Below are 19,909 nucleotides of genomic sequence, written 5' to 3'. Positions count from 1 at the left end.
TCAATAGGTTATCAATTTTACTGGCAAATAGTAGGGATAAAAAAACCGGTTGAGACATTTTGTCTCAGCCGGCTCATTGAGTGTTTAGTCAAAATGTACCTATTCTTTGTGTGGTATATTTTGTCTCACCTCGTTAGGCTGTGATTCTTCAGCAAAAGTATCACTTTCGCCAGGAACTGTATTTATATACAGTTCATTTTCATATTGAGTAATTTGGCCACTTTTGTCGGTGTTTGACTCTGCGTCTTCAACTACCCCAGATGCGATATCGTTAACGTTAAGCTCAGACCCTTGCGCAGTTTCAGCGTCTGGTTCGTCTTCCACTTTGTCTTTAACCCAATCACGCAGCGTCTCAGCGACGTCTTGAGAAAGTGACTTTAAGTTACTGTAATCATCATCGTAATCGTCTAGGCCGTCACGCACGTTAAATTCTTCGGACAAGAACATTTTGCGCAGCGCAGCTTTCTTGACGCTTTCTGAGGCTTCAGAAACCAGCAGTTGCGCCACAGACATTTCTTCGGTTTTTTCAGTCTCTACACTCGCGGTAATGTCTGGAGCCTGACTATCCTCATTGACGTTCAAAGCATCTGAGCTTTCGTCAGCGTTTGAAAGCGCTGTGACACTATCTTCGGATTGCGCCGTCTCTGCTATCGGCGTGATCTCTTCATCATGTTGGGAAGATTCTTCTAACTTACGTTTCGACCAACGGCTTAAAAAACTAGTTGCCATTTGCTCTGCCCGCTCCTTTGCGTTTCTTACGTCTTACTTCTAACAACTCACCGTGGCGACCGATAAAGGCTTCCATCCAAGCCTGAACGGCTAACGGCATATCGTTAGATAGTACAAGGTTATCACCATCCATATATTGCGCCGCAACAGATTGTGAAGCCGTCAGTAACTGTATCGCTGGTTTTTCACCAGACTCGACGTTATCCATCACTAAAAAGAGTTTAGGTTGCAGAGAGCTTAAGTTAAAGCGGTAGTCTGTACGTTCATCTTTATGTAATTGCAACGGACAAACATCTGGAGTCTCTTCCGTCGGATTCAGCGCAAATCCTGTCAACTGCCATTGGGTTGTCACCCAAATCCCTGTACTGATCTCATGCTCAACAAGCTCTACGCCGATTGGCCATGTATCCTCAGTCTTTTCGTAATTTTTTTCGAAATCTTTCTTATCCGACATAACTCACCCAGTCTTTCTATTTTTGGTCTGAAAACACACAGGACATTTTGCCCCCGTTTTCGACCATTTTTATTGTCTTCGAAGCAATAAACGCGCCAAGCTGATATAACTTAGTCTATATACTCCCTCAGGCTATAAGTACCAAACTAGACGAAACTCAAATGTATTGATGTGTCATTACTGCGAACTCGCAGTTTTAATGCATTGTTGACATAAAACCTCGCAATTTCTGTGGGAACCGCTATTTTGGAATGAGATTTGCTAGCCACTTAACAAGCTAAAATGCGTAGCAACCTAACGCTCTTAATCACTAGGACACGACTGTGCTGAAACCAAACATTATTAAAACCAGTGAAAATCCCCTGCAAACCATTGAAGTCGATGTGTTCGACGAGTACGGCGAAAAACTGACAAAGCAAATCGCGTGCGAGCGTCCTCTTACGGTCATGCTGAACTGGAAAGAAGTGGTCACGCTCATGACGCTAGGTTCGCGTCCAGAAGCACTAGTACTGGGTTATTTAAAAAACCAAAGCTTCCTGTCCGACCCAGCCGCGATTGAATCCGTTATTATTGACTGGGAAACGCATTCCGCAGCGGTGATTACTAAAGAAAACACTGAACACTTAGAAGGCGCCCTGAAAAAGAAAACCGTCACCTCAGGTTGTGGCCAAGGCACTATGTATGGCAACGTGATGAAGCAGCTTGAAAATTATCAAGTGCCTCAAGTTCCTCTTAAGCAGTCAGAAATTTATTCTGCGCTGGAAGCGTTAACTCATTACAACGACACCTACAAAAAAGCGGGCGCAGTACACGGCTGTGCGGTTTGCAAAGGTAATGAAGTGTTGTCATTTGTGGAAGATGTCGGCCGTCACAACGCAGTGGATACACTTGCAGGTGAGATGTGGCTCAAAGAAGAAACAGGTGAAGATAAAATTTTCTACACAACTGGTCGCCTTACATCAGAGATGGTGATTAAAGTGGCTCAAATGGGCATTCCTGTTCTGCTTTCTCGCTCTGGCGTTACTCAAATGGGGTTAGATCTAGCGAAGCAATTTGGTATTACAACCATTGCGCGTGCGAAAGGTTTGCGCTTCCAAGTGTTTACAGGAGCCGACAAGGTTGAATTTGATGTAAAAGGCAACCAATAACACCTTTTCAGTGTAAACTAAAACCAATAATGCGGATTCACAGAGGATGTGGACTATGAATAATGACCAATTGTGGAATTTTCTGCTTACGCCCAGCGGTATCATGCTTTCTATGATTATTACCTTTGGCGTGGTCGGGCTCTATGCGTATATAACCGGTCAGTTTAAGGATTAAGGCCAAATATCAAAAAAGCCTCGCTAAATAGCGAGGCTTTTGCTTTTTAAACGCTTTGCGAGTAATTACGCGTCAACACCACGAGATTTTAGGAACTCAGAGTAAGTGCCTTTAAAGTCTGTGATTTTACCATCGCGGATTTCGATAATACGCGTTGCTAGTGAGTCTACGAATACACGGTCGTGAGATACGAAGAACAACGTGCCTTTGTATTGCTCAAGCGCAGTGTTCAAAGATTCGATCGATTCCATATCCATGTGGTTGGTTGGTTCGTCCATTAGCAACATGTTTGGCTTGTGCATCATCAGCTTGCCAAGCAGCATACGACCTTGCTCACCACCAGACAGTACTTTTACTGACTTTTTAATGTCGTCTTGACCAAACAGCATACGACCAAGGAAACCACGAACGACTTGCTCGTCATCACCTTCTTGACGCCATTGACCCATCCAATCCGTTAGGTTCATGTCTTCTGCAAAGTCATGCGCGTGGTCTTGCGCGTAGTAACCGATGTTTGAGTTTTCAGACCATTTGTACTCACCCGCACGCGGTTCAAGCACACCAGCAAGCGTGTTTAGAAGTGTTGTTTTACCCACACCGTTCTCACCGATGATCGCAACGCGCTCACCCACTTCAAAAATTGCATTGAAGTCTGAGAACAAGTCCTCTTCGAATCCTTGGCTTAGGTTTTCAACAATCAGAGCGTTACGGAACAGCTCTTTCGACTGTTCGAAACGAATGAATGGGTTTTGACGGCTAGACGCTTTAACTTCATCCAGTTTGATCTTGTCGATTTGCTTAGCACGAGATGTCGCTTGTTTTGCTTTCGATGCGTTTGCAGAGAAACGAGCAACGAACGTTTGTAGCTCAGCGATTTGTGCTTTCTTCTTCGCGTTGTCGTTTAGTAGACGTTCGCGAGCTTGAGAAGCCGCCGTCATGTACTCGTCGTAGTTACCAGGGTAAACGCGTAGTTCACCGTAGTCCAAGTCAGCCATGTGTGTACATACTGAGTTTAGGAAGTGACGGTCGTGCGAAATGATGATCATTGTGCAGTTACGCGCGTTTAGCGTATCTTCCAACCAACGAATTGTGTCCATGTCCAAGTTGTTGGTAGGTTCGTCAAGAAGCATCACATCTGGGTCTGCGAATAGAACCTGCGCTAGAAGCACACGAAGTTTCCAGCCTGGTGCTACTTCACTCATTAGACCGAAGTGTTGCTCCATTGGGATACCTACAGCAAGAAGAAGCTCGCCCGCTTTGGCTTCTGCCATGTAGCCGTCCATTTCAGCAAACTGAACTTCTAAGTCAGCCACTTTCATGCCGTCTTCTTCGCTCATCTCAGCAAGTGAGTAGATACGGTCACGCTCTTTCTTCACTTCCCATAGCTCTTTATGACCCATGATGACGGTATCGATTACCGTAAATTCTTCGTAAGCGAACTGGTCCTGGTTCAGTTTTGCAACGCGCTCGTTTGGATCGTAGCTTACGTTACCACTGGTTTGCTCAAGCTCGCCGCTGAGGATCTTCATAAAGGTTGATTTACCACAACCGTTAGCTCCAATTAAGCCGTAGCGATTGCCTTCGCCGAACTTAACTGAAATGTTTTCGAATAGCGGCTTAGCGCCGAATTGTTGAGTAATATTCGCTGTGGAGATCAAAACCTTTACCTTAGCAATTGGGGTGTATTTAGAAAAACCGGGCAACGGTACTTGTTCATGCTACATACTGCAAGTGTTGTTTTTATTAATTCACTCCAAGTGAAATCATTGTAAGGTTTCTAAGAAGCAAAAGCGCAAACATAAATGCGTCATTAAATACAAAAAAGAGCCACTATCGTCAGTGGCTCTTTTCCATTAATACTTCAAAAAAGTGACTATGCGATGTTCGTCACCTCTAGGATCAGTTCGGCTTTTTTAGGTAAATAAATACTGAATTTACTGCCTTTTCCCCATTCAGACTCTGCTTTTAACTCACCACCCGTTTGGCTGAGAATACTTTGAGAGACCGATAGCCCTAACCCTGTGCCTTCTCGTTTCGTTGTGTAAAATGGCGAGAAGATTCGACTCAAGTTTTCTGGTTTAATACCGCAGCCCTCATCGATAACATGAATCGCGGCTCCTTTCACTTCGCCCTCTTCAATCCAGTCTTCACTGACTACTGTTAAAGTTCCTTTACCGCTCATTGCGTGAATGGCGTTCATTTGCAAATTAACTAAGATTTGTAGCAAGTGGTGACGGTTTATCTCAACGGACGTATGCGCTTGTAGGTCAGTCACAAATTCAACGTCGCGTTTCTTGGTGCCAGTTTTAACCAAGGTGATGCTTTCATCAATGATAGGATTGACATGTTGCCAAGTGATTTCATCTTGAACACCGCCTTGGCGACTGTATTGCAATAAACTGCGTGTGATATTGCGGATACGATCAATTTGCGCGTGAATCGCATCAATTTCTTCTTGTACTCGACTTGCATCGTCACCCAATTCAAAATGGATCAATTCTACGTTGCCAAGAATCACGGCGGTTGGGTTATTAATTTCGTGAGCAATCCCCGCGGTGAGCTCTCCCAGCGCTGCCAGTTTTTCATGAACAACGAGTTTGTCGCGGGTTTGGTTGAGCAATTGAATATGCAGTTCAAGATCTTGGGTTTTTTCTCTCAGGCTTGCCGTACGCTCTTGAACTTTGCATTCAAGTTGAGCTGCGGAGTTTTTCAGTTCAATTTTGCGCTCTTCTAGCGCGTCTAACATATCATCAAACTGTCTGGCTAACTGCGCAAGTTCATGATCGGCATCTAATCCTAACGGGCCAATCCGTTTTTCTTTACCTTGTTGGACCTGCTTCACCACTTTATGAATGCGTTCGATCGGTCGAAGCAGATCATAAGAACCGCGATATACCATCACGCCGGAAACCAGCAATAACATAACCGTAATCAAGCTGATTTCGGCAATGTTCGTCATGTAGGCTTTAACGAATGGCCACATGAGGTAACCGGTATAAAGCATACCAATAACATTGTCGTATTGGTCTTTGATTGGTTGATACGCCGTAATATACCAAGCGTCATACACATAAGCGCGATCAACCCACTGTTCACCCTTCGAAAGTACTTGGTTATACACTTCTGCACTCACGCGAGTGCCTATGGCGCGCCCTAGCCTATGATCGCTGTCTAGAGGAACGTTGGTGCTCACACGCAAATCATCGAGAAACACAGTCAACGTACCCACAGGGCGAAGGCGGTCATTATCACTTAAGTAAATGAGATCGCGGATTTGATCCACCAACACTGTACTGTTGTTAAGGAGCAAACCACCATCAAGAAAGCCGATCAAATCGTTCGCTTGGCTGTATACCGGAATCACGGTTCGACTGACTAACCCACGCGCCTCCCTGTCACCATCAGCAAGAATAGGCACTTCTGCTCGTTTGGCGAGTTCAGGATCGAGGCGTTCGAGTTCTTCTTTATTGAGTACATCAAAAAACGATTCGCGCTTGGTGAGATCCATAAAGCGGAATTTGTTTTCCATGGAATTAACGCGTTGGAAAGAGAGAAAATCTAAAGCATATCTTTTCTTCTGCTCTGTGACCCACTTTTGCAGGTCACCTTGTGGCGTTCCTTGATTAATGCGAATACGGAAATCGTACGAATCGGCAAACGCCCGCACGTAATTGGCTTGCTTTTGCTGTAACAACGTTACGCTGTTATTTGCAACACCAAGACGCTCCGAGACATCAAGCAGCGCATTTTGCCACGTGTAATGAATAGACCAATAAATGGTAATGCCGATCAGAGCTAACAACGTGAGGAAAATCGGCGCAGAGGTTAAGAATAACAAACGATAACGCACCATGGTTTTAAAACGGTGCGTCCATTTTGACAATCCTTTGTGCTGTGGGCCGTTAGTCGGCATATTCCTCATCCTCAGAATCCCATTCTTTGTATTTACGTTCTAAGGTCTTGCGAGCTACGCCCAAGTCGCGAGCAGCGGCTGATTTGTTGCCTTCGTGCAAGTTAACGACTTGTTTAATATGTGCTTTCTCGACTTCTTTTAACGTCCAGCTGTTTGGATAGCCCTCGCCAGTAAATTCTTTGCCTTCTTTAAAGGTTGGTAACTCAGCTGAGTGAGAAACAGTAATCGATACATTAGGCAGTGAATGCCCGCCATTCAGCTCTCGCCAATAGTGTGCAGGTGGTTTGCCAAGCAAGATACAACGCTCAATCAAGTTTTTCAGCTCACGAATGTTTCCCGGCCAATCGTACTCACTCATGGCTTCCATGTCCTCGTGCGCCCATTTGGGCGCGGGCATACCTAGCTCGCGCGTCAGCATGTTGCTGAAAAATGGCACCAACTCAAATAAGTCGGTTTTGCGCTCTCGCAGCGGACACACTTCAATTTTCAGAACGTTTAAACGGTAATAGAGGTCACTGCGGAAATTACCTTGATTGACCTCTTCTTGCAGGTTTCGGTTGGTTGCCGCTACGATACGGACATCAATACTGATCTCTCTTTCTGAACCGACAGGGCGAATCGTACGCTGCTCTAACACACGTAATAATGATGCCTGCATTGCAAGTGGCATCTCCCCGATTTCGTCAAGAAATAAGGTGCCACCGTTAGCAACACGGAACAAACCTTCACGCGATTTTTTTGCACCGGTAAACGCGCCCGATGTATGACCAAACAACTCACTTTCTAAAAGCTCTGGTGCAATCGCACCGCAGTTGATTGGCACAAACGGGCCCGTTCTCCCACTCGCCTGGTGGATACCTCGTGCAACTAGTTCTTTACCCGTACCCGACTCACCTTCCACCAAAACAGAAGCGCGTGATGGTGCAAATTGGTTAATAAGTTGCTTAAGCAGACGCGTTTTTTCTGAGCCGCCGATGATCTCTGAGGTATTGTGACGTTGGTAATCGCGTGTCATGGCGTACTGCATGCGTTCGTTCAAACGGCGATCCATACAGCGACTGACCGCTTTTAACATCTGCTCAAGGTTGAATGGTTTGAGGATAAAGTCGGAAGCACCGAGCTGTAGCGCTCGAATGGCAATTTCTAAATCCGCATAACCCGTCATAAAAATCACATCGGCACGTTTGTCATCATCTTCAAACGCTTCTTCCCACTCAATTCCAGAACGCCCTGGCAGATTAATATCCAGTAAGATCAGATCATAATGTCGAGAATTACGCAGTAGTTCTGCTTCTTCGATGCTACCAGCTGTATCGACATGTGAAAAAAGCTTACCCAATGCCTTTTTCAAGATGGCTTGCATGCCTAATTCATCATCGACGACCAGTACGGAAAAGGCGCTATATTGTTGGTTTGTACTAAGATGGGATTGAGTAGACATATTTACCCCAGATGGATTTCGATGGGACAGAGTGTACCAAGTTTAAACAGAGATACCCTACAAAAAGTGCGACATTTTGTACCAACGCAAACTTTTATGCAAATAACCCCATGATTTAGTGCATAAACCAAGCACTTTAAGCTTGTAAAAGGTTGGCATCTTGTTTGCTATAAGGTGGATACGGAGCGCATTTAAGTGATCTCAGGATGTTGATGTTTGCTTATTCCAACACCCTAAGACAACTTGCGTATTACGCTAATCGCTCTCGTCCAAAAAGGCTTCTCCCTAAAACCTGGAGAGATTCCAAAGAATCATTGGAAAGGAACACATAAAAATGAAAAAAATTGCGCTAACTCTGGCTGCAACGTCTATCACGCTTGTAAGTTACTCTGCGTTTTCTGCTCAAGACGGAGAACATGTTCGCCTTGCAACCACAACCAGTACTTACCATTCAGGTTTACTTGATTACCTGCTTCCACAATTTGAAAAAGACACGGGCTACAAAGTCGATGTTATTGCTGCAGGTACGGGTAAAGCCTTAAAAATGGGCGAAAACGGTGACGTAGATTTGGTGATGACACATGCACCAAAAGCTGAAGGCGCATTTGTTGAGAAAGGCTACGGCGTTTTACCTCGCAAGCTAATGTACAACGACTTTGTGATTGTAGGCCCGAAAGCTGACCCAGCAACAATCAAAAATGACGAAGGCGTGTTAGATGTATTCAAAGAGATCGCAAACAAAAACGCAACGTTCATCTCTCGCGGCGATGATTCTGGTACGCACAAAAAAGAAATGGGCTTCTGGGCTCAAACTAAAATCGAACCGAACTTTGGTGGCTACCGTAGCGTAGGTCAAGGTATGGGCCCAACTCTAAACATGGCGTCTGAAATGCAAGGCTACACCATGACGGACCGCGGCACATGGCTGGCTTACCAAAACAAATTGGATCTAGAAATTCTGTTCCAAGGCGATGAAAAACTGTTTAACCCGTACCAAGTTATTCTTGTTAACCCTGAGCGTTACCCAACGATCAACTACCAAGGTGCGAAGGCATTCAGTGATTGGTTGGTAAACCCTCGCGGACAGGAACTTATCAATGGTTTCCGCCTAAACGGTAAACAACTGTTTGTTGCGAATGCTGAGAGCAAATAACGCAATATGAATCTTGCTGATACAACACTGGAAGCGCTTCGCTTACTGGTGAATTTTGATGCAGACCTATGGGAGATCGTTGCGGTCTCCTTTAGTGTTTCTATTAAGGCAATATCCCTAGTGGTATTGCCGGCTATTTTGATGTCCTTTGTACTGGCGTATACCGACTTTCGCGGTAAATGGTTTTTGTTGTCGATCGTAAATACGCTGCAAGCGGTCCCTACCGTGGTGATTGGCCTGTTGCTGTACATGTTGCTGTCGCGTGCTGGCCCTTGGGGAGACTGGCAAATGCTGTTCACTCAGAAGGCAATGATCTTCGGCCAAATGGTGATCTGCTTCCCTGTTTTGGTATCGATGATGCATGGTGCATTACAATCTAGCGACCGTCGTGCAGTGGAAACTGCCATCACGCTGGGCGTCTCCATTCCGCGCTTGGCAGCTACGATGATTTGGGAAACCCGCTTTCCTCTACTTGCGGCTATCATTGCAGGGTTTTCACGTATCGTGACCGAGGTGGGCTGCTCAATGATGGTTGGTGGGAACATTATGGGCGTGACGCGAAATATTCCCACGGCTATCGCAATGGAAAGCAGTAAAGGTGCTTTTGCGCAAGGAGTTGCATTAGGAATTGTATTACTATCTTTAGCGTTGGCTCTAAACTTCTTCTTATCAAGCATGAGAGGCAAAGGCTACCTCAGAACATAGAACATGAAGCAAACAAACGACTCACCATTAACCCCATGTCGAGGCGAATTATGACTATAAAAATCACCGCCGAACAGTTATCCATGCGCTTTAAAGAGCGTGTGCTTTTCCACATCCCTGAGTTAGCCATCGGCCCAAATGATGCCATTTATCTCAAGGGTGACAATGGTGTGGGCAAAACTACCCTACTCAAAATCCTTGCTGGCTTGCTCAAACCCTCTACTGGCGATGTTGTTGCGCCAAAAGATACGTGGCTGAAAAGACTGACGTGTCGCAATGGTCGTGTCGATGTGATTTATCTCCATCAATCCCCTTACCTTTTTGACGGCACTGTATATGAAAACGTAGTCTATGGAGTGAAATATCAACAAGACACGCAAAAAGATAAGCGAGCTCAAGTTATTCACGCGCTGCGCATGGTAGGTTTAGAAACCTTAGCGGACGAACATATTTCCGTGTTGTCCGGCGGTGAAAAACAGCGCGTTGCCATGGCAAGGGCTTGGATTTTAAAACCGTCGATTTTATTGATGGATGAGCCAAGTGCGTCTTTAGACCAAGAATCCATTGAACGATTGGTAATGATGGCGAAAGATCTTTTGGATCGTGGTTCCAGTATCGTGGTGACAAGCCATCAGGCCAACGCACTGACCGACTTATGTAAAAAACAGTGGTGGATTAAAGACAAGACTTTGATAGAGTCTCCTCTGTTGTATGTCATACCAAAAGAAACATCCCAAGAGAATGCATATGCTTCAACCAACACAAACTAGTTGGGTCATTTTGGCTGGTGGCCAAGCCAGCCGTATGGGTGGAAAAGATAAAGGTCTGATTGAGTTAAATCAGAAGCCACTCATCGAACACGTTATTGAGCGTTTATCTCCACAAACTCCACGCATTTTAATTAATGCCAACCGAAACCAAGATGCGTACAGCAAATTTGGTTTCGTATTTAGTGATCAATTCAAAGATTTCCCTGGGCCTATGGGCGGTATTCACGCGGGTTTGATGCATGCTGAAACTGACTGGGTCGGATTTGTACCTTGCGATAGCCCACAAATCAACACCGACCTTGTCGAGCGTTTCTGCCAGTTCGTCAAAGAAGACAGCGATATTTTGGTCGCTCATGATGGTGACCATCAGCAACCTGTTTTCACGCTCTACCACAAACGCGTACTGCCAAAACTCACCGCATTTTTAGAACGTGGCGACCGCAAAATCATTCTACTCTACAAAGAGTGCAATACCAGTTACGTTGACTTTAGCGACTCACCAAACTGTTTCGTCAACTTGAACACTCCGGAAGAACTGGCGCAATTTGGACAATTAGAATCATGAAACACACGCTAAACATTCCTATTCTTGGTTTTGCAGCTTATTCAGGCACAGGCAAAACCACGCTACTTGAAGCCCTATTGCCAAAGCTGACCGAAGCAGGTTTACGCATTGGCATGCTAAAACATGCGCACCACAACTTCGATGTCGATAAGCCGGGTAAAGACAGCTACCGTTTACGCAAAGCTGGCGCATCTCAAATGCTGATTGCTTCTCGCAACCGTTTTGCGTTAATGACAGAAACGCCAGAAGCCGAAGCGGAGTTTGAATTCCTATTAACACGTTTTGATGAAGACATGCTTGATGTGGTTTTGGTCGAAGGCTGCAAAAACATCGCGTTTCCTAAAATCGAATTGCACCGTGAAGAAGTCGGCAAGCCTTGGCTTTATCCAAACGATGAAAACATCATCGCTATCGCTTCAGACGGCGGCGAGTTGGACTCTGAACTGCCACAAATGAACATCAATGATCTTGAAGCGATTGCTCAGTTCGTTATTCAGTATGTTCAAGAAGCGAAAGCACCAAAAAACAAAGAGAAAGAAGCCGCATGTTGCGACACACTTTCTCCTGCTTTCCTTTCTGTGGTTCAAGGCCAAGAGAAAATCCTTTCTTTGGTGAACACGGTTTCGGAAATAGAAGCATGCAAGATTGAAAACGCCTATGGCCGCGTTCTTGCGGAACATATCGTTTCACCAGTAAATGTGCCGCAATACACCAACTCCGCGATGGACGGTTATGCCATCCGCAGTGATGATGTTGACCGTGATAGCTACCAAGTGGTTGTTGAAGTGATGGCGGGCCATGCTTACGATCAACCTCTGGACGTTGGTCAAGCGGTGAAGATCATGACTGGCGCACCAACACCACGTAACGGCGACACAGTGGTCATGCGTGAGCAAGCCTCTCAAGAAGGTGACAAGGTCACCTTTAACGGTGCGAATATCAAAGCAGGCCAAAACGTTCGTCAAGCAGGTGAAGATCTCGCTATCGGCAGTGACGTCTTTACCGCAGGCACTCGCCTAGCCTCTCCAGAAATGGGCATGATCGCTTCGCTTGGTTTTGGTGAAGCGAATGTGTTCCGCAAAGTGAAAGTTGCCGTGTTCTCCACCGGTGACGAAGTACAAGCGCCGGGAACAGAGCAAAAAGCGAATTCTATCTACGATTCCAACCGTTTTACCATCATGGGCATGCTTGAAAAGCTCGGCTGCGAGATCTTGGACTTCGGTATTCTGGAAGACAACGAAAAGTTAATGATTGAAGCGTTGGAAAACGCATCGGCGCAAGCGGACGTGGTTATGACTTCTGGTGGCGTATCTGTTGGTGATGCGGATTACATCAAACTTGCCTTGGATAAACTTGGTCAAATAGATTTTTGGCGAATCAACATGCGTCCGGGACGTCCATTAGCGTTTGGTCAAATCAACAACAAGCCGTTCTTTGGTCTGCCGGGCAACCCTGTGGCAGTGATGGTTTCATTCATCAACTTTGTTGAGCCTGCACTGCGTAAGATGCAAGGCGAACAAGGCTGGAAGCCTCTGAAAGTGAATGCCATCGCGACTGAGAATCTTCGCTCTCGCCAAGGTCGTACCGAGTTTAGCCGTGGCGTCTATGAGCTGGATGAAACTGGCCGTTTAACCGTTCGTACAACAGGCAAGCAAGGCTCTGGTATTTTACGCTCAATGAGTGAGGCGAACTGTTTGATCGAAATCTCCCCAGCTATTGATACAGTAAAAGCGGGAGAAAGCGTGACAATTATCCCACTTCAAGGCAGAATCTAGCTCAAACTAGAAATTCAAAGGTCAGCGAGTCTGGCCTTTTTGTTTAATACAGAAACCTTTTCAGAGAGACAGCTATGGCTCGCACCATTCTTTACACTTACAAAGACCAAGACAAAGAACTGACGTTCTCATACCAGCAGCACCGCAACATTCAAGAAGCAGTTGCAGAAGCCGAAGGTATCGATATCACTGAGTTCCTAAAGATGGAGCAACAAATCGAAGCAGTGTCTGACACTAAAGCGGTGCGAAACTACCGCGACAACTACTTCAGAAAATTAGGCTTTAGCAAAATCACCCTAGCTCAAAAAGAAAACCTGGGCGTAGGCAAAAAGAACAAATAAGCTTAGCTGCAAACAGAAAACTCACGATTCGTCGTGAGTTTTTTATGCATGCGACTTTTGTTCATGATCCATACCCGAGCATACCGAAATTACTTAGGTATATGAGTTACTTGGGTATACAAGTTACTTCGGTATATAAGTAAAAGCCCCGTTTAACCTTGAAAGTCTAAACGGGGCTTTAAATTTCTTCTTACTTTATATCGAGTAAGGTTTAAGTCATTACTTGATGTTTAAGAACGCAGCGCCGCGTACACCACCTGAATCACCGTGTTTTGCTTTGATGATCTTAGGACACTTAGCCACAGACAATAAGTGTTTAGGGATGCGTTTTGGCATCTCTTCGTAAATCAATTCGAAGTTAGATAAGCCGCCACCAAGTACAACGGTGTGTGGGTCTGTTGCAGTAAACAGGTTTGCAAAGCAGATCGCTAGCAGCTCCATAAAGCGCTCGACGTGCTCTACTGCTTTCTCTTCACCCTCTGCGTGCGCTTTAATAATGTCGATCGCTTTCTTCTCTTCGCCGTAGTAATGCGCGTAAAGAAGCTCGAAACCACGACCAGATAGGTAACTATCTAAACAGCCTTTGTTGCCACAGCCACAGCCAAGTAATGGTGCGTTTTCGCCCAGGTGGAACCATGCGTCGATAGGAAGACGTGTGTGACCCACCTCACCCGCTACGTGGTTGCGGCCAGAGAATACTTTGCCTTCGTAGATAAAGCCGCCACCAAAACCAGTACCAAGGATCAAACCTAGTACAGATGGTTCATCTTGAAGATCTTCATCCCAGGCTTCAGAAAGCGCGAAACAGTTTGCATCGTTTTCAATTTTTACGCTGCGACCGATTTTAGCTTCTAGATCAGCACGAAGTGGTTTGCCTTTTGCCGCAGGAACGTTAACTGTTAGTACCGTTGCATCATCGGCGTCTTCCATACCTGGTAGGCCAAGACCAATCGTACCTTCGCAGCCAAACTCTGTATCGTATTTATTCACCAATTCCGCAATGGTATCAACCAGCAGCTCGTAGTTGTCTGTTGGTGTAGGTACACGTTCCGTCGCTACACGCTCAAGCTTCTCGTTAAATGCACCAAATTCAATTTTAGTGCCACCGACATCAAAGCCGTAATACATGTATTTCTCTCCTAAAAAATGCTTCAAACGACTCTCAAAAATGGCTAGAGTCAAAAGTATAAACTGATGGCATTATCCATATCTGTACGCCTGCAAACCGTGACCGAATGCAGATTTATCCCCTCACCGAAGCCAGTTGAACAACATACCATCAACAAAAGCTCATTCCTTAGAGTCAGCTCTCGGTTTTCATCCACTCTTTGAAACGTTTCAAGTGTGGCTGGTTAGGGTCGCTTTTGACTCGAGTCTTGCTCAGCATGTAAGTTTCTCTGAAGGCTTCAAACCACAATTGAAGGCATTCCGCAGCTTTAGGCTCACCAGCTTGTTTTAAAACTAATGTCGCGACTTCGGCGGTTGAAAGATGCTGATCATTCTCGGAGCGGCGCATGATGTATTCAGACAGAGATTCCGGCTCAATGGAAAGCACAGGCAAAGATTTAAGAAAATCAGAACGACGGAATATCTTTCGCGCCTCACGCCAGCTACCATCAATAAAGATCAGCAACCATTTTTTGTTCTCGACATCTTCTTTTACCAATCGCCCTGGCTCTAGATCTTCAATTAAACGAGAGGGATCATCCACATAGTCTGCAGGAAATACAATCACCGGTTGGTAACTGTCATCCTGTAGTAGCGCTAGCATCTCTTCAGACGGTTCTGTTCGGTTCCATTGATACACGTAAGTCTCTTGAATCGTATCAGCGATTAGACGACCGGTATTACTTGGCTTAAACACTTCGTTTTCAGAAACAATCAACATACATGCAATATTGGCCTTGATGTTTGGCTGAAGGTCGCACAAACAGTGTTGCTCAGAAACCTGGCAATATTGGCAACGAACCACTTTACATCCACGCGCGTTGAAAGGCTTGGTTGAGATAGATTGTCGGTACTGATATAAACGGTGGAAAGCGTGAATTCTCATGGTAAGTAATGCCAAGTAAAAAGTAGAGCGCGATTCTACTGATATTATGGTTTCGCCTCAAGATAAGCCCATCAGCAGTGTGTTGAAATAATTTCACTCTTATCTCGGTCATAGATAAAGAAATAAATAAGGGAATGACAGTGACAGAAACGACATTTCAAGAACCCTCATGGCTCAGATTAGGCTTTTTCCTTGGCGTATTATTGCTTTGTGCCATTTGGGAAAACAAATTGCCTAGAAAAACACTGACCGCTTCGCGCAGGTTTCGCTGGGTCAATAACTTGTCATTGGTCGCTTTTAACAGCCTAGTTATTGCTTTAATCATGCCTATCGCCGCCTTTCAAGCTGCGGTCATAGCTCAGGAGCAACAGTGGGGGCTGCTCAATATTCTGTCCCTCCCCGCTTGGTTAAATATTTTTCTAACCGTCATTTTGCTTGATTTCGTCATTTACGCTCAGCATGTTGTCTTTCATCATGTAAAGCCGCTGTGGAAGATTCACCGAATGCATCACGCCGATCTCGACATAGACGTCACTACAGGCGCACGCTTTCATCCCTTCGAAATAATCATTTCAATGGGAGTAAAAATTGCAGCCGTGCTTATCTTAGGTGTTTCACCTATCGGAATTGTGGTATTTGAAATTGTGCTTAATGCGAGCGCGATGTTTAATCACAGTAATGCAAAACTGGCTTTATCCATAGACCAAAAACTGCGAAACGTCATCGTTACACCAGACATGCATCGCGTGCACCATTCAGTGATAGTAAAAGAGACCCACTCAAACTTTGGTTTTTTCCTTTCAGTTTGGGACCGCTTTTTTGGGACATACCGAGCTCAGCCTAAGTTGGGTCATGATGATGTTGTTATTGGTGTGCCGGAAATTAGAGACGAAGAAGAGCAAAGATTAGATAAGCTTTTAACGCAGCCCTTTCGCTACAATAAAGAGAAGAAGTAATGGTTGAAAAAATATTGTTGGATGAAGTATGTCAACAAAACGAATAGACCAAGCCTAAACCCCTGTTAAACACTACTTCATCCTCATGATGTGTAAGAACAGATTAGTTTTCTGCTAGCTGACGCTTTTTGTTTAACTGAGTAATACCAACAAATAAACCAACAACACCAAGCACTGCACATGCCAAAGCATTGGTGTTCATTACTTGCTGTGCCTCTATTGAGCTGTATAGAAAAGCAAGGCTGAAGAAAGTGGTGACAAAGCTCAAACCTGTCAGTACGCTGAAACCAGCAAAACTGGCCAAGTCTTTAAAATCGTTCATAACGAGTCCCTGTTTACAATCCTTAATCGAGTGTTGTGAAAATAATAATTAACGAAATATTTGGCGCGATTGACTATGTTTTCGCGCATTCCATAACCAGATAGATACCCCAAATGAGAACCCTAAAAACAGTGTCTTCATTTGTAGGGCGACGTTGTTATCTAATATTTCTAATGTATAGTGAGCGTGGGAACTAAAGATAACATTGGTTATAAGAATCAATAACATAACGACTAGGCCAGAGCGGCGATGCTTGACCAATAGATACGCTGCTAATAAGTCCAATAGTCCCAAAGCGCTCCAATACATATTCAACCAGCGTGGCGCAAAATCGTAAGGTAAAAAGCCACCAACAATGTTGTCATAAAGATGAACCACTCCGCCAACTGTCATAAAAAGGCATAAGAGAAACACGACGAATTTATCCATTACCGTTTCCTTATCTGAATGAATGAGCAAAGCATATAGAAGTCACTTAAACATTTGTAATCCCATCGCCATTTTTGAGATCGACAGTGCCATTATCAACACGATGAGAACAGTAACGGCTGCTCTACCTTCTTTATTTAGCATAGTGTTTGCTTTGTCATTGTCCCAAATCCGCCAATGCAACGACAGAATCCTCCTTTAAATCACGCCTTGGTTTATCAACTCTCGTACCTTTTCCAGCCCGCGCTGAAACACAGTATGTGCATTCGCGGGAAGGCCGCTCTCGACATCGTGCCAGAAGAACGCGAAATCATGTCCACCATCGTCTTGCGTATGAAACAGCCATGAATTAGCGAGGTCAGTACACTCACACAAAACAAAATGCCATACTTGATTTTGAAAGCCACTGTCCCATGAGCATAAATATCGTGCGGAACGAACATGTGTGATACCAGACTCCTCAGCGAGCTCCCGCTTGGCCGCTATGATGTAACTTTCATCAAACACTTCAACAGTGCCCTTGACGAGCTGAACACCCGCCAACGGATGTTTAAAAAGTAGGATCTCTTGATTTTGATTACGTAGAACGACGGGGCAAACTTTATCGATCACAAAACCACTCCTTATGGTTCAAGCAAAAGGCTTTAGCTTTCTCTGGATATAAAGAAATCGCATGAAGCTGCATGATTCATTCCTTTGAATTCTGGCGACATTCTAGTCAACGAGTCCCTCGAACAAAGCATTAACATCACGTTGTGATAACTAAACCCTTTAGAAATGAACGAGATGAGATGTAACTCACTTTTGCAATGCAAATAGGAGCCATTAAATGAGTAGCCGTAATAAAAAAGCAGAACCGAGGTTCTGCTTTTAGTCGGTGGAAACATCTCATTTACTTAGTCTGATGAAGCTCATACTTGTGCAGCATTGCCTGCTGGTGCCCAGCAATTTCCGCCACTTGCTCAGAACTCTCAACCATAGACTCAAGCTGCAGCTTTGTGCGTTCGCCAAGATCAGAAATATGTGTGATGGATTGAGATACATCTGCCGTCGCTCGTTCTTGTTCTTCTGTAGCAACTGAGATTTGCTCAACACGTTCTTGAATGTACTTAACCGCGAGGTTGATATCAGAGAATGTCGATTTCACTTCATTGCTGGACTTTAGCGCGTGGGTCATTTCTTCTCTTGAATCATTGACTGCTTGGCGCGAACGCTCTGCGGCAGTAATAAGCTCGCTCATCATTTCTCGGATGTTCGTAGTTTGTTGAGAGGTATCACTTGCAAGTTTGCGAACTTCATCAGCGACAACAGCAAATCCACGCCCTTGCTCACCAGCACGGGCAGCCTCTATTGCCGCGTTGAGAGCAAGCAAGTTGGTGTTGTCCGCGATCCCACTGATCATATCCACCATTTCACGAATCTGTTTAACACGCTGGTCTAGCTCTAACATTGACTGTTCATTTACATCCAAAGAGCTTTCTAATGACTCCAAACGTTCGCGGTTTTGTTCCACGACTTGAACCCCTTTTTCAGTGTGTTGGGTTGCAAGGAGCGAGTCCTGTGAAGATGCATTTGTCACCATTGCTATTTCACGAATAGAGGCTTCAAGCTGCGTTATGGTCGTGATCATACTCGACAACGCTTCATTTTGTGTTGCCAACCCATCACTTGTTTGTTCGGCTGCACTGTGACTTACTTCTGCCGTCTGATAAAGCGTTTCACAATTGCGCGTCACCGTTTGAATGGAGTCATGTGTGGAATCGATTACTTGATTCAACTTTCGTGCTACTTCTTTCAGCTCATAGGGGCCGACTTCTTCTGCCTTGTCACGAAAATCATGTTCGGTAAGTGCTGAAAGACGCGTTAGTACATTCCTTAACCCTCGGTTTGTCCATGACTTGAGACTAAACCAAGTAACCAGAATAATAAAAGAAATCACACACGCCGCAAACACGAGCACAACGCTCACCGATTCAATGGTCTCGTTGACCACCCGCTCTTTTTCATCGATCAACTGACCAGCGGTTTGGGAGATTTGATCAAGTAACCGCATGGTTTCATCCGCAAGCATCGAAGCCTGTTTAAACTCTGAACGTTGCAATTCCCCTTGTTCTAGTTTGGCGAGGATCAAACGCAGCACGCCCTTTTCACTAAAGCCTTGTTTCACCATCTCATATGGTGCGGTTAAGCTTGCATATTCACTTACTTCAGGATGGAAAGATTGGAAGTCTTCATAGGCGAGTTTAATACCTGCTATGCGATTTCGCATTTCTCGGTATTCTTTTTCGGCTTTGTTTAATTCTGAGTGCATCATCATGACTAAGAACGTACTTTCCATTGAGCTTGCAGAAGCAATGAAACGGTTAGCGGCATCGCTCGACTCAGGATTATCAGCACTAAGAAACGAACTGATTCGATTCATTTCCGGACCGATAGAGCTAAGCCCATAGCGAAACCCACCAACAGCGGCATCAATATCCATTTGAATTTGTATCACCGAAGATTGCTTCAACAAAATGGACTGCGTGATGTTATGTAAACGCGCTAGTTTGGTGTCTAACTCCTCCGAGAGTTGCTGAGCTACACCAGACGCTTTCACAACCAAAGTTGTGCTTTGAGTTGCAAGAGAGTCGATTTGCTCTTTTATGAGAGGCAACTCTTTCGGCTCAGTAATCTGCATACCATGGTTGAGTAGCTTAACCATCTCCAATACATTCCTGGTTAACTTTGCGTTTGCCATCGCGATTGGTAATGCTTTTTGCGACAAGTCTTCAAATTGTTCCCCTACCTGTTCCATTCCTTTGAAACTTGAGACAGAAAGGGCTATAACAAGAGCAATGATAGTTAAAAATGTTGCACTGACAGCCTGAATCAGTGAAAGTGATGTGCGTGAGCGTTTTCGCTTTGCCATAATCAATTTTTATTCTTTCTTAAGGTTGAATCGGTTCTGCAGTGATTCCGTCACATTTGTGAGACAAAA

The 19,909-nt window shown here is 44.9% G+C and carries 19 protein-coding genes; 8 read left to right on the top strand and 11 right to left on the bottom strand.

Going from position 1 to position 19,909, the window contains the following annotated elements:
* Nucleotides 1–99: 99 nt before the first annotated feature.
* On the bottom strand, nucleotides 100–729 hold the full coding sequence (locus R7Z50_RS06350; protein WP_053307092.1) for a DUF3306 domain-containing protein: 630 nt from the start codon (nucleotides 727–729) through the stop codon (nucleotides 100–102).
* Nucleotides 719–1,183: a DUF3305 domain-containing protein gene (locus R7Z50_RS06345; protein ID WP_017634910.1), complete on the bottom strand. Its 465-nt coding sequence runs from the start codon at nucleotides 1,181–1,183 to the stop codon at nucleotides 719–721. The genes R7Z50_RS06350 and R7Z50_RS06345 overlap by 11 nt, the downstream gene beginning before the upstream one ends.
* Before the next feature lie 323 nt (nucleotides 1,184–1,506).
* Between R7Z50_RS06345 and R7Z50_RS06340 the strand changes: the two genes are divergently transcribed.
* The gene (locus tag R7Z50_RS06340) at nucleotides 1,507–2,331 is read left to right on the top strand and encodes a formate dehydrogenase accessory sulfurtransferase FdhD (RefSeq protein ID WP_318148955.1); all 825 of its coding nucleotides are present in this window, start codon (nucleotides 1,507–1,509) and stop codon (nucleotides 2,329–2,331) included.
* A gap of 240 nt (nucleotides 2,332–2,571) precedes the next feature.
* Here the strand turns inward: R7Z50_RS06340 and R7Z50_RS06335 are convergent, their stop codons facing one another.
* From R7Z50_RS06335 to R7Z50_RS06325, 3 genes are all read right to left on the bottom strand, one after another.
* Entirely contained in the window at nucleotides 2,572–4,164 is a 1,593-nt protein-coding gene (locus tag R7Z50_RS06335; RefSeq protein WP_017634911.1) for an ABC-F family ATPase, read from the bottom strand.
* Between the two features lie 215 nt (nucleotides 4,165–4,379).
* Nucleotides 4,380–6,419, bottom strand: a complete 2,040-nt coding sequence (locus R7Z50_RS06330) for a cache domain-containing protein (RefSeq protein WP_318148954.1) — start codon at nucleotides 6,417–6,419, stop codon at nucleotides 4,380–4,382.
* Complete coding sequence (locus tag R7Z50_RS06325) at nucleotides 6,409–7,860, bottom strand: sigma-54-dependent transcriptional regulator (protein WP_031778964.1); 1,452 nt, start codon at nucleotides 7,858–7,860, stop codon at nucleotides 6,409–6,411. The genes R7Z50_RS06330 and R7Z50_RS06325 overlap by 11 nt, the downstream gene beginning before the upstream one ends.
* A gap of 334 nt (nucleotides 7,861–8,194) precedes the next feature.
* Between R7Z50_RS06325 and R7Z50_RS06320 the strand changes: the two genes are divergently transcribed.
* From R7Z50_RS06320 to R7Z50_RS06295, 6 genes are all read left to right on the top strand, one after another.
* Nucleotides 8,195–9,013, top strand: a complete 819-nt coding sequence (locus tag R7Z50_RS06320) for a substrate-binding domain-containing protein (protein WP_005389522.1) — start codon at nucleotides 8,195–8,197, stop codon at nucleotides 9,011–9,013.
* Between the two features lie 6 nt (nucleotides 9,014–9,019).
* Nucleotides 9,020–9,718, top strand: a complete 699-nt coding sequence (locus R7Z50_RS06315) for an ABC transporter permease (RefSeq protein WP_005377569.1) — start codon at nucleotides 9,020–9,022, stop codon at nucleotides 9,716–9,718.
* A gap of 50 nt (nucleotides 9,719–9,768) precedes the next feature.
* Entirely contained in the window at nucleotides 9,769–10,488 is a 720-nt protein-coding gene (locus R7Z50_RS06310; RefSeq protein WP_005377570.1) for an energy-coupling factor ABC transporter ATP-binding protein, read from the top strand.
* Nucleotides 10,466–11,053 (top strand): molybdenum cofactor guanylyltransferase MobA, encoded by a 588-nt coding sequence (gene mobA / locus R7Z50_RS06305; RefSeq protein ID WP_005377572.1) that lies wholly within the window; start codon nucleotides 10,466–10,468, stop codon nucleotides 11,051–11,053. Before R7Z50_RS06310 ends, mobA begins: the two co-directional genes overlap by 23 nt.
* A complete protein-coding gene (locus R7Z50_RS06300) occupies nucleotides 11,050–12,828 on the top strand; it encodes a bifunctional molybdopterin-guanine dinucleotide biosynthesis adaptor protein MobB/molybdopterin molybdotransferase MoeA (RefSeq protein ID WP_005377573.1) in 1,779 nt (592 codons plus the stop codon). Before mobA ends, R7Z50_RS06300 begins: the two co-directional genes overlap by 4 nt.
* Nucleotides 12,829–12,902: 74 nt before the next feature.
* The gene (locus R7Z50_RS06295; RefSeq protein WP_005377584.1) at nucleotides 12,903–13,169 is read left to right on the top strand and encodes a DUF2960 domain-containing protein; all 267 of its coding nucleotides are present in this window, start codon (nucleotides 12,903–12,905) and stop codon (nucleotides 13,167–13,169) included.
* Between the two features lie 219 nt (nucleotides 13,170–13,388).
* On the opposite strand, the gene nagK is transcribed toward R7Z50_RS06295, so the two are convergent.
* Complete coding sequence (gene nagK, locus R7Z50_RS06290) at nucleotides 13,389–14,297, bottom strand: N-acetylglucosamine kinase (RefSeq protein WP_005377586.1); 909 nt, start codon at nucleotides 14,295–14,297, stop codon at nucleotides 13,389–13,391.
* A 175-nt stretch (nucleotides 14,298–14,472) separates the two neighbouring features.
* Nucleotides 14,473–15,222 (bottom strand): tRNA-uridine aminocarboxypropyltransferase, encoded by a 750-nt coding sequence (locus tag R7Z50_RS06285; RefSeq protein WP_005389532.1) that lies wholly within the window; start codon nucleotides 15,220–15,222, stop codon nucleotides 14,473–14,475.
* 140 nt (nucleotides 15,223–15,362) lie between these two features.
* Between R7Z50_RS06285 and R7Z50_RS06280 the strand changes: the two genes are divergently transcribed.
* Nucleotides 15,363–16,178 carry a sterol desaturase family protein gene (locus tag R7Z50_RS06280; protein ID WP_031778965.1) on the top strand — a complete coding sequence of 272 codons (816 nt, stop codon included), beginning with the start codon at nucleotides 15,363–15,365 and terminating at the stop codon, nucleotides 16,176–16,178.
* A 103-nt stretch (nucleotides 16,179–16,281) separates the two neighbouring features.
* Here the strand turns inward: R7Z50_RS06280 and R7Z50_RS06275 are convergent, their stop codons facing one another.
* From R7Z50_RS06275 to R7Z50_RS06260, 4 genes are all read right to left on the bottom strand, one after another.
* Nucleotides 16,282–16,500 (bottom strand): hypothetical protein, encoded by a 219-nt coding sequence (locus tag R7Z50_RS06275; RefSeq protein ID WP_005377610.1) that lies wholly within the window; start codon nucleotides 16,498–16,500, stop codon nucleotides 16,282–16,284.
* Between the two features lie 48 nt (nucleotides 16,501–16,548).
* Complete coding sequence (locus R7Z50_RS06270; protein ID WP_005377611.1) at nucleotides 16,549–16,929, bottom strand: hypothetical protein; 381 nt, start codon at nucleotides 16,927–16,929, stop codon at nucleotides 16,549–16,551.
* 198 nt (nucleotides 16,930–17,127) lie between these two features.
* Nucleotides 17,128–17,541, bottom strand: coding sequence for an NUDIX hydrolase (locus R7Z50_RS06265; RefSeq protein ID WP_005377615.1), 414 nt, complete (start codon nucleotides 17,539–17,541; stop codon nucleotides 17,128–17,130).
* 280 nt (nucleotides 17,542–17,821) lie between these two features.
* A complete protein-coding gene (locus R7Z50_RS06260) occupies nucleotides 17,822–19,840 on the bottom strand; it encodes a methyl-accepting chemotaxis protein (RefSeq protein ID WP_154204597.1) in 2,019 nt (672 codons plus the stop codon).
* Nucleotides 19,841–19,909: the final 69 nt, after the last annotated feature.

The organism is Vibrio sp. 1249-1, assembly GCF_033340495.1.
This window is presented reverse-complemented; position numbering and strand designations above follow the sequence as displayed.

Bases quoted from the DNA above. Each gene is read 5' to 3' on its own strand.
- nagK (WP_005377586.1), bottom strand. From the start codon at position 14,297: ATGTATTACGGCTTTGATGTCGGTGGCACTAAAATTGAATTTGGTGCA.
- R7Z50_RS06315 (WP_005377569.1), top strand. From the start codon at position 9,020: ATGAATCTTGCTGATACAACACTGGAAGCGCTTCGCTTACTGGTGAAT.
- R7Z50_RS06310 (WP_005377570.1), top strand. From the start codon at position 9,769: ATGACTATAAAAATCACCGCCGAACAGTTATCCATGCGCTTTAAAGAG.
- R7Z50_RS06325 (WP_031778964.1), bottom strand. From the start codon at position 7,860: ATGTCTACTCAATCCCATCTTAGTACAAACCAACAATATAGCGCCTTT.
- R7Z50_RS06295 (WP_005377584.1), top strand. From the start codon at position 12,903: ATGGCTCGCACCATTCTTTACACTTACAAAGACCAAGACAAAGAACTG.
- mobA (WP_005377572.1), top strand. From the start codon at position 10,466: ATGCTTCAACCAACACAAACTAGTTGGGTCATTTTGGCTGGTGGCCAA.
- R7Z50_RS06350 (WP_053307092.1), bottom strand. From the start codon at position 729: ATGGCAACTAGTTTTTTAAGCCGTTGGTCGAAACGTAAGTTAGAAGAA.
- R7Z50_RS06275 (WP_005377610.1), bottom strand. From the start codon at position 16,500: ATGAACGATTTTAAAGACTTGGCCAGTTTTGCTGGTTTCAGCGTACTG.
- R7Z50_RS06330 (WP_318148954.1), bottom strand. From the start codon at position 6,419: ATGCCGACTAACGGCCCACAGCACAAAGGATTGTCAAAATGGACGCAC.
- R7Z50_RS06300 (WP_005377573.1), top strand. From the start codon at position 11,050: ATGAAACACACGCTAAACATTCCTATTCTTGGTTTTGCAGCTTATTCA.
- R7Z50_RS06285 (WP_005389532.1), bottom strand. From the start codon at position 15,222: ATGAGAATTCACGCTTTCCACCGTTTATATCAGTACCGACAATCTATC.
- R7Z50_RS06270 (WP_005377611.1), bottom strand. From the start codon at position 16,929: ATGGATAAATTCGTCGTGTTTCTCTTATGCCTTTTTATGACAGTTGGC.
- R7Z50_RS06345 (WP_017634910.1), bottom strand. From the start codon at position 1,183: ATGTCGGATAAGAAAGATTTCGAAAAAAATTACGAAAAGACTGAGGAT.
- R7Z50_RS06320 (WP_005389522.1), top strand. From the start codon at position 8,195: ATGAAAAAAATTGCGCTAACTCTGGCTGCAACGTCTATCACGCTTGTA.
- R7Z50_RS06260 (WP_154204597.1), bottom strand. From the start codon at position 19,840: ATGGCAAAGCGAAAACGCTCACGCACATCACTTTCACTGATTCAGGCT.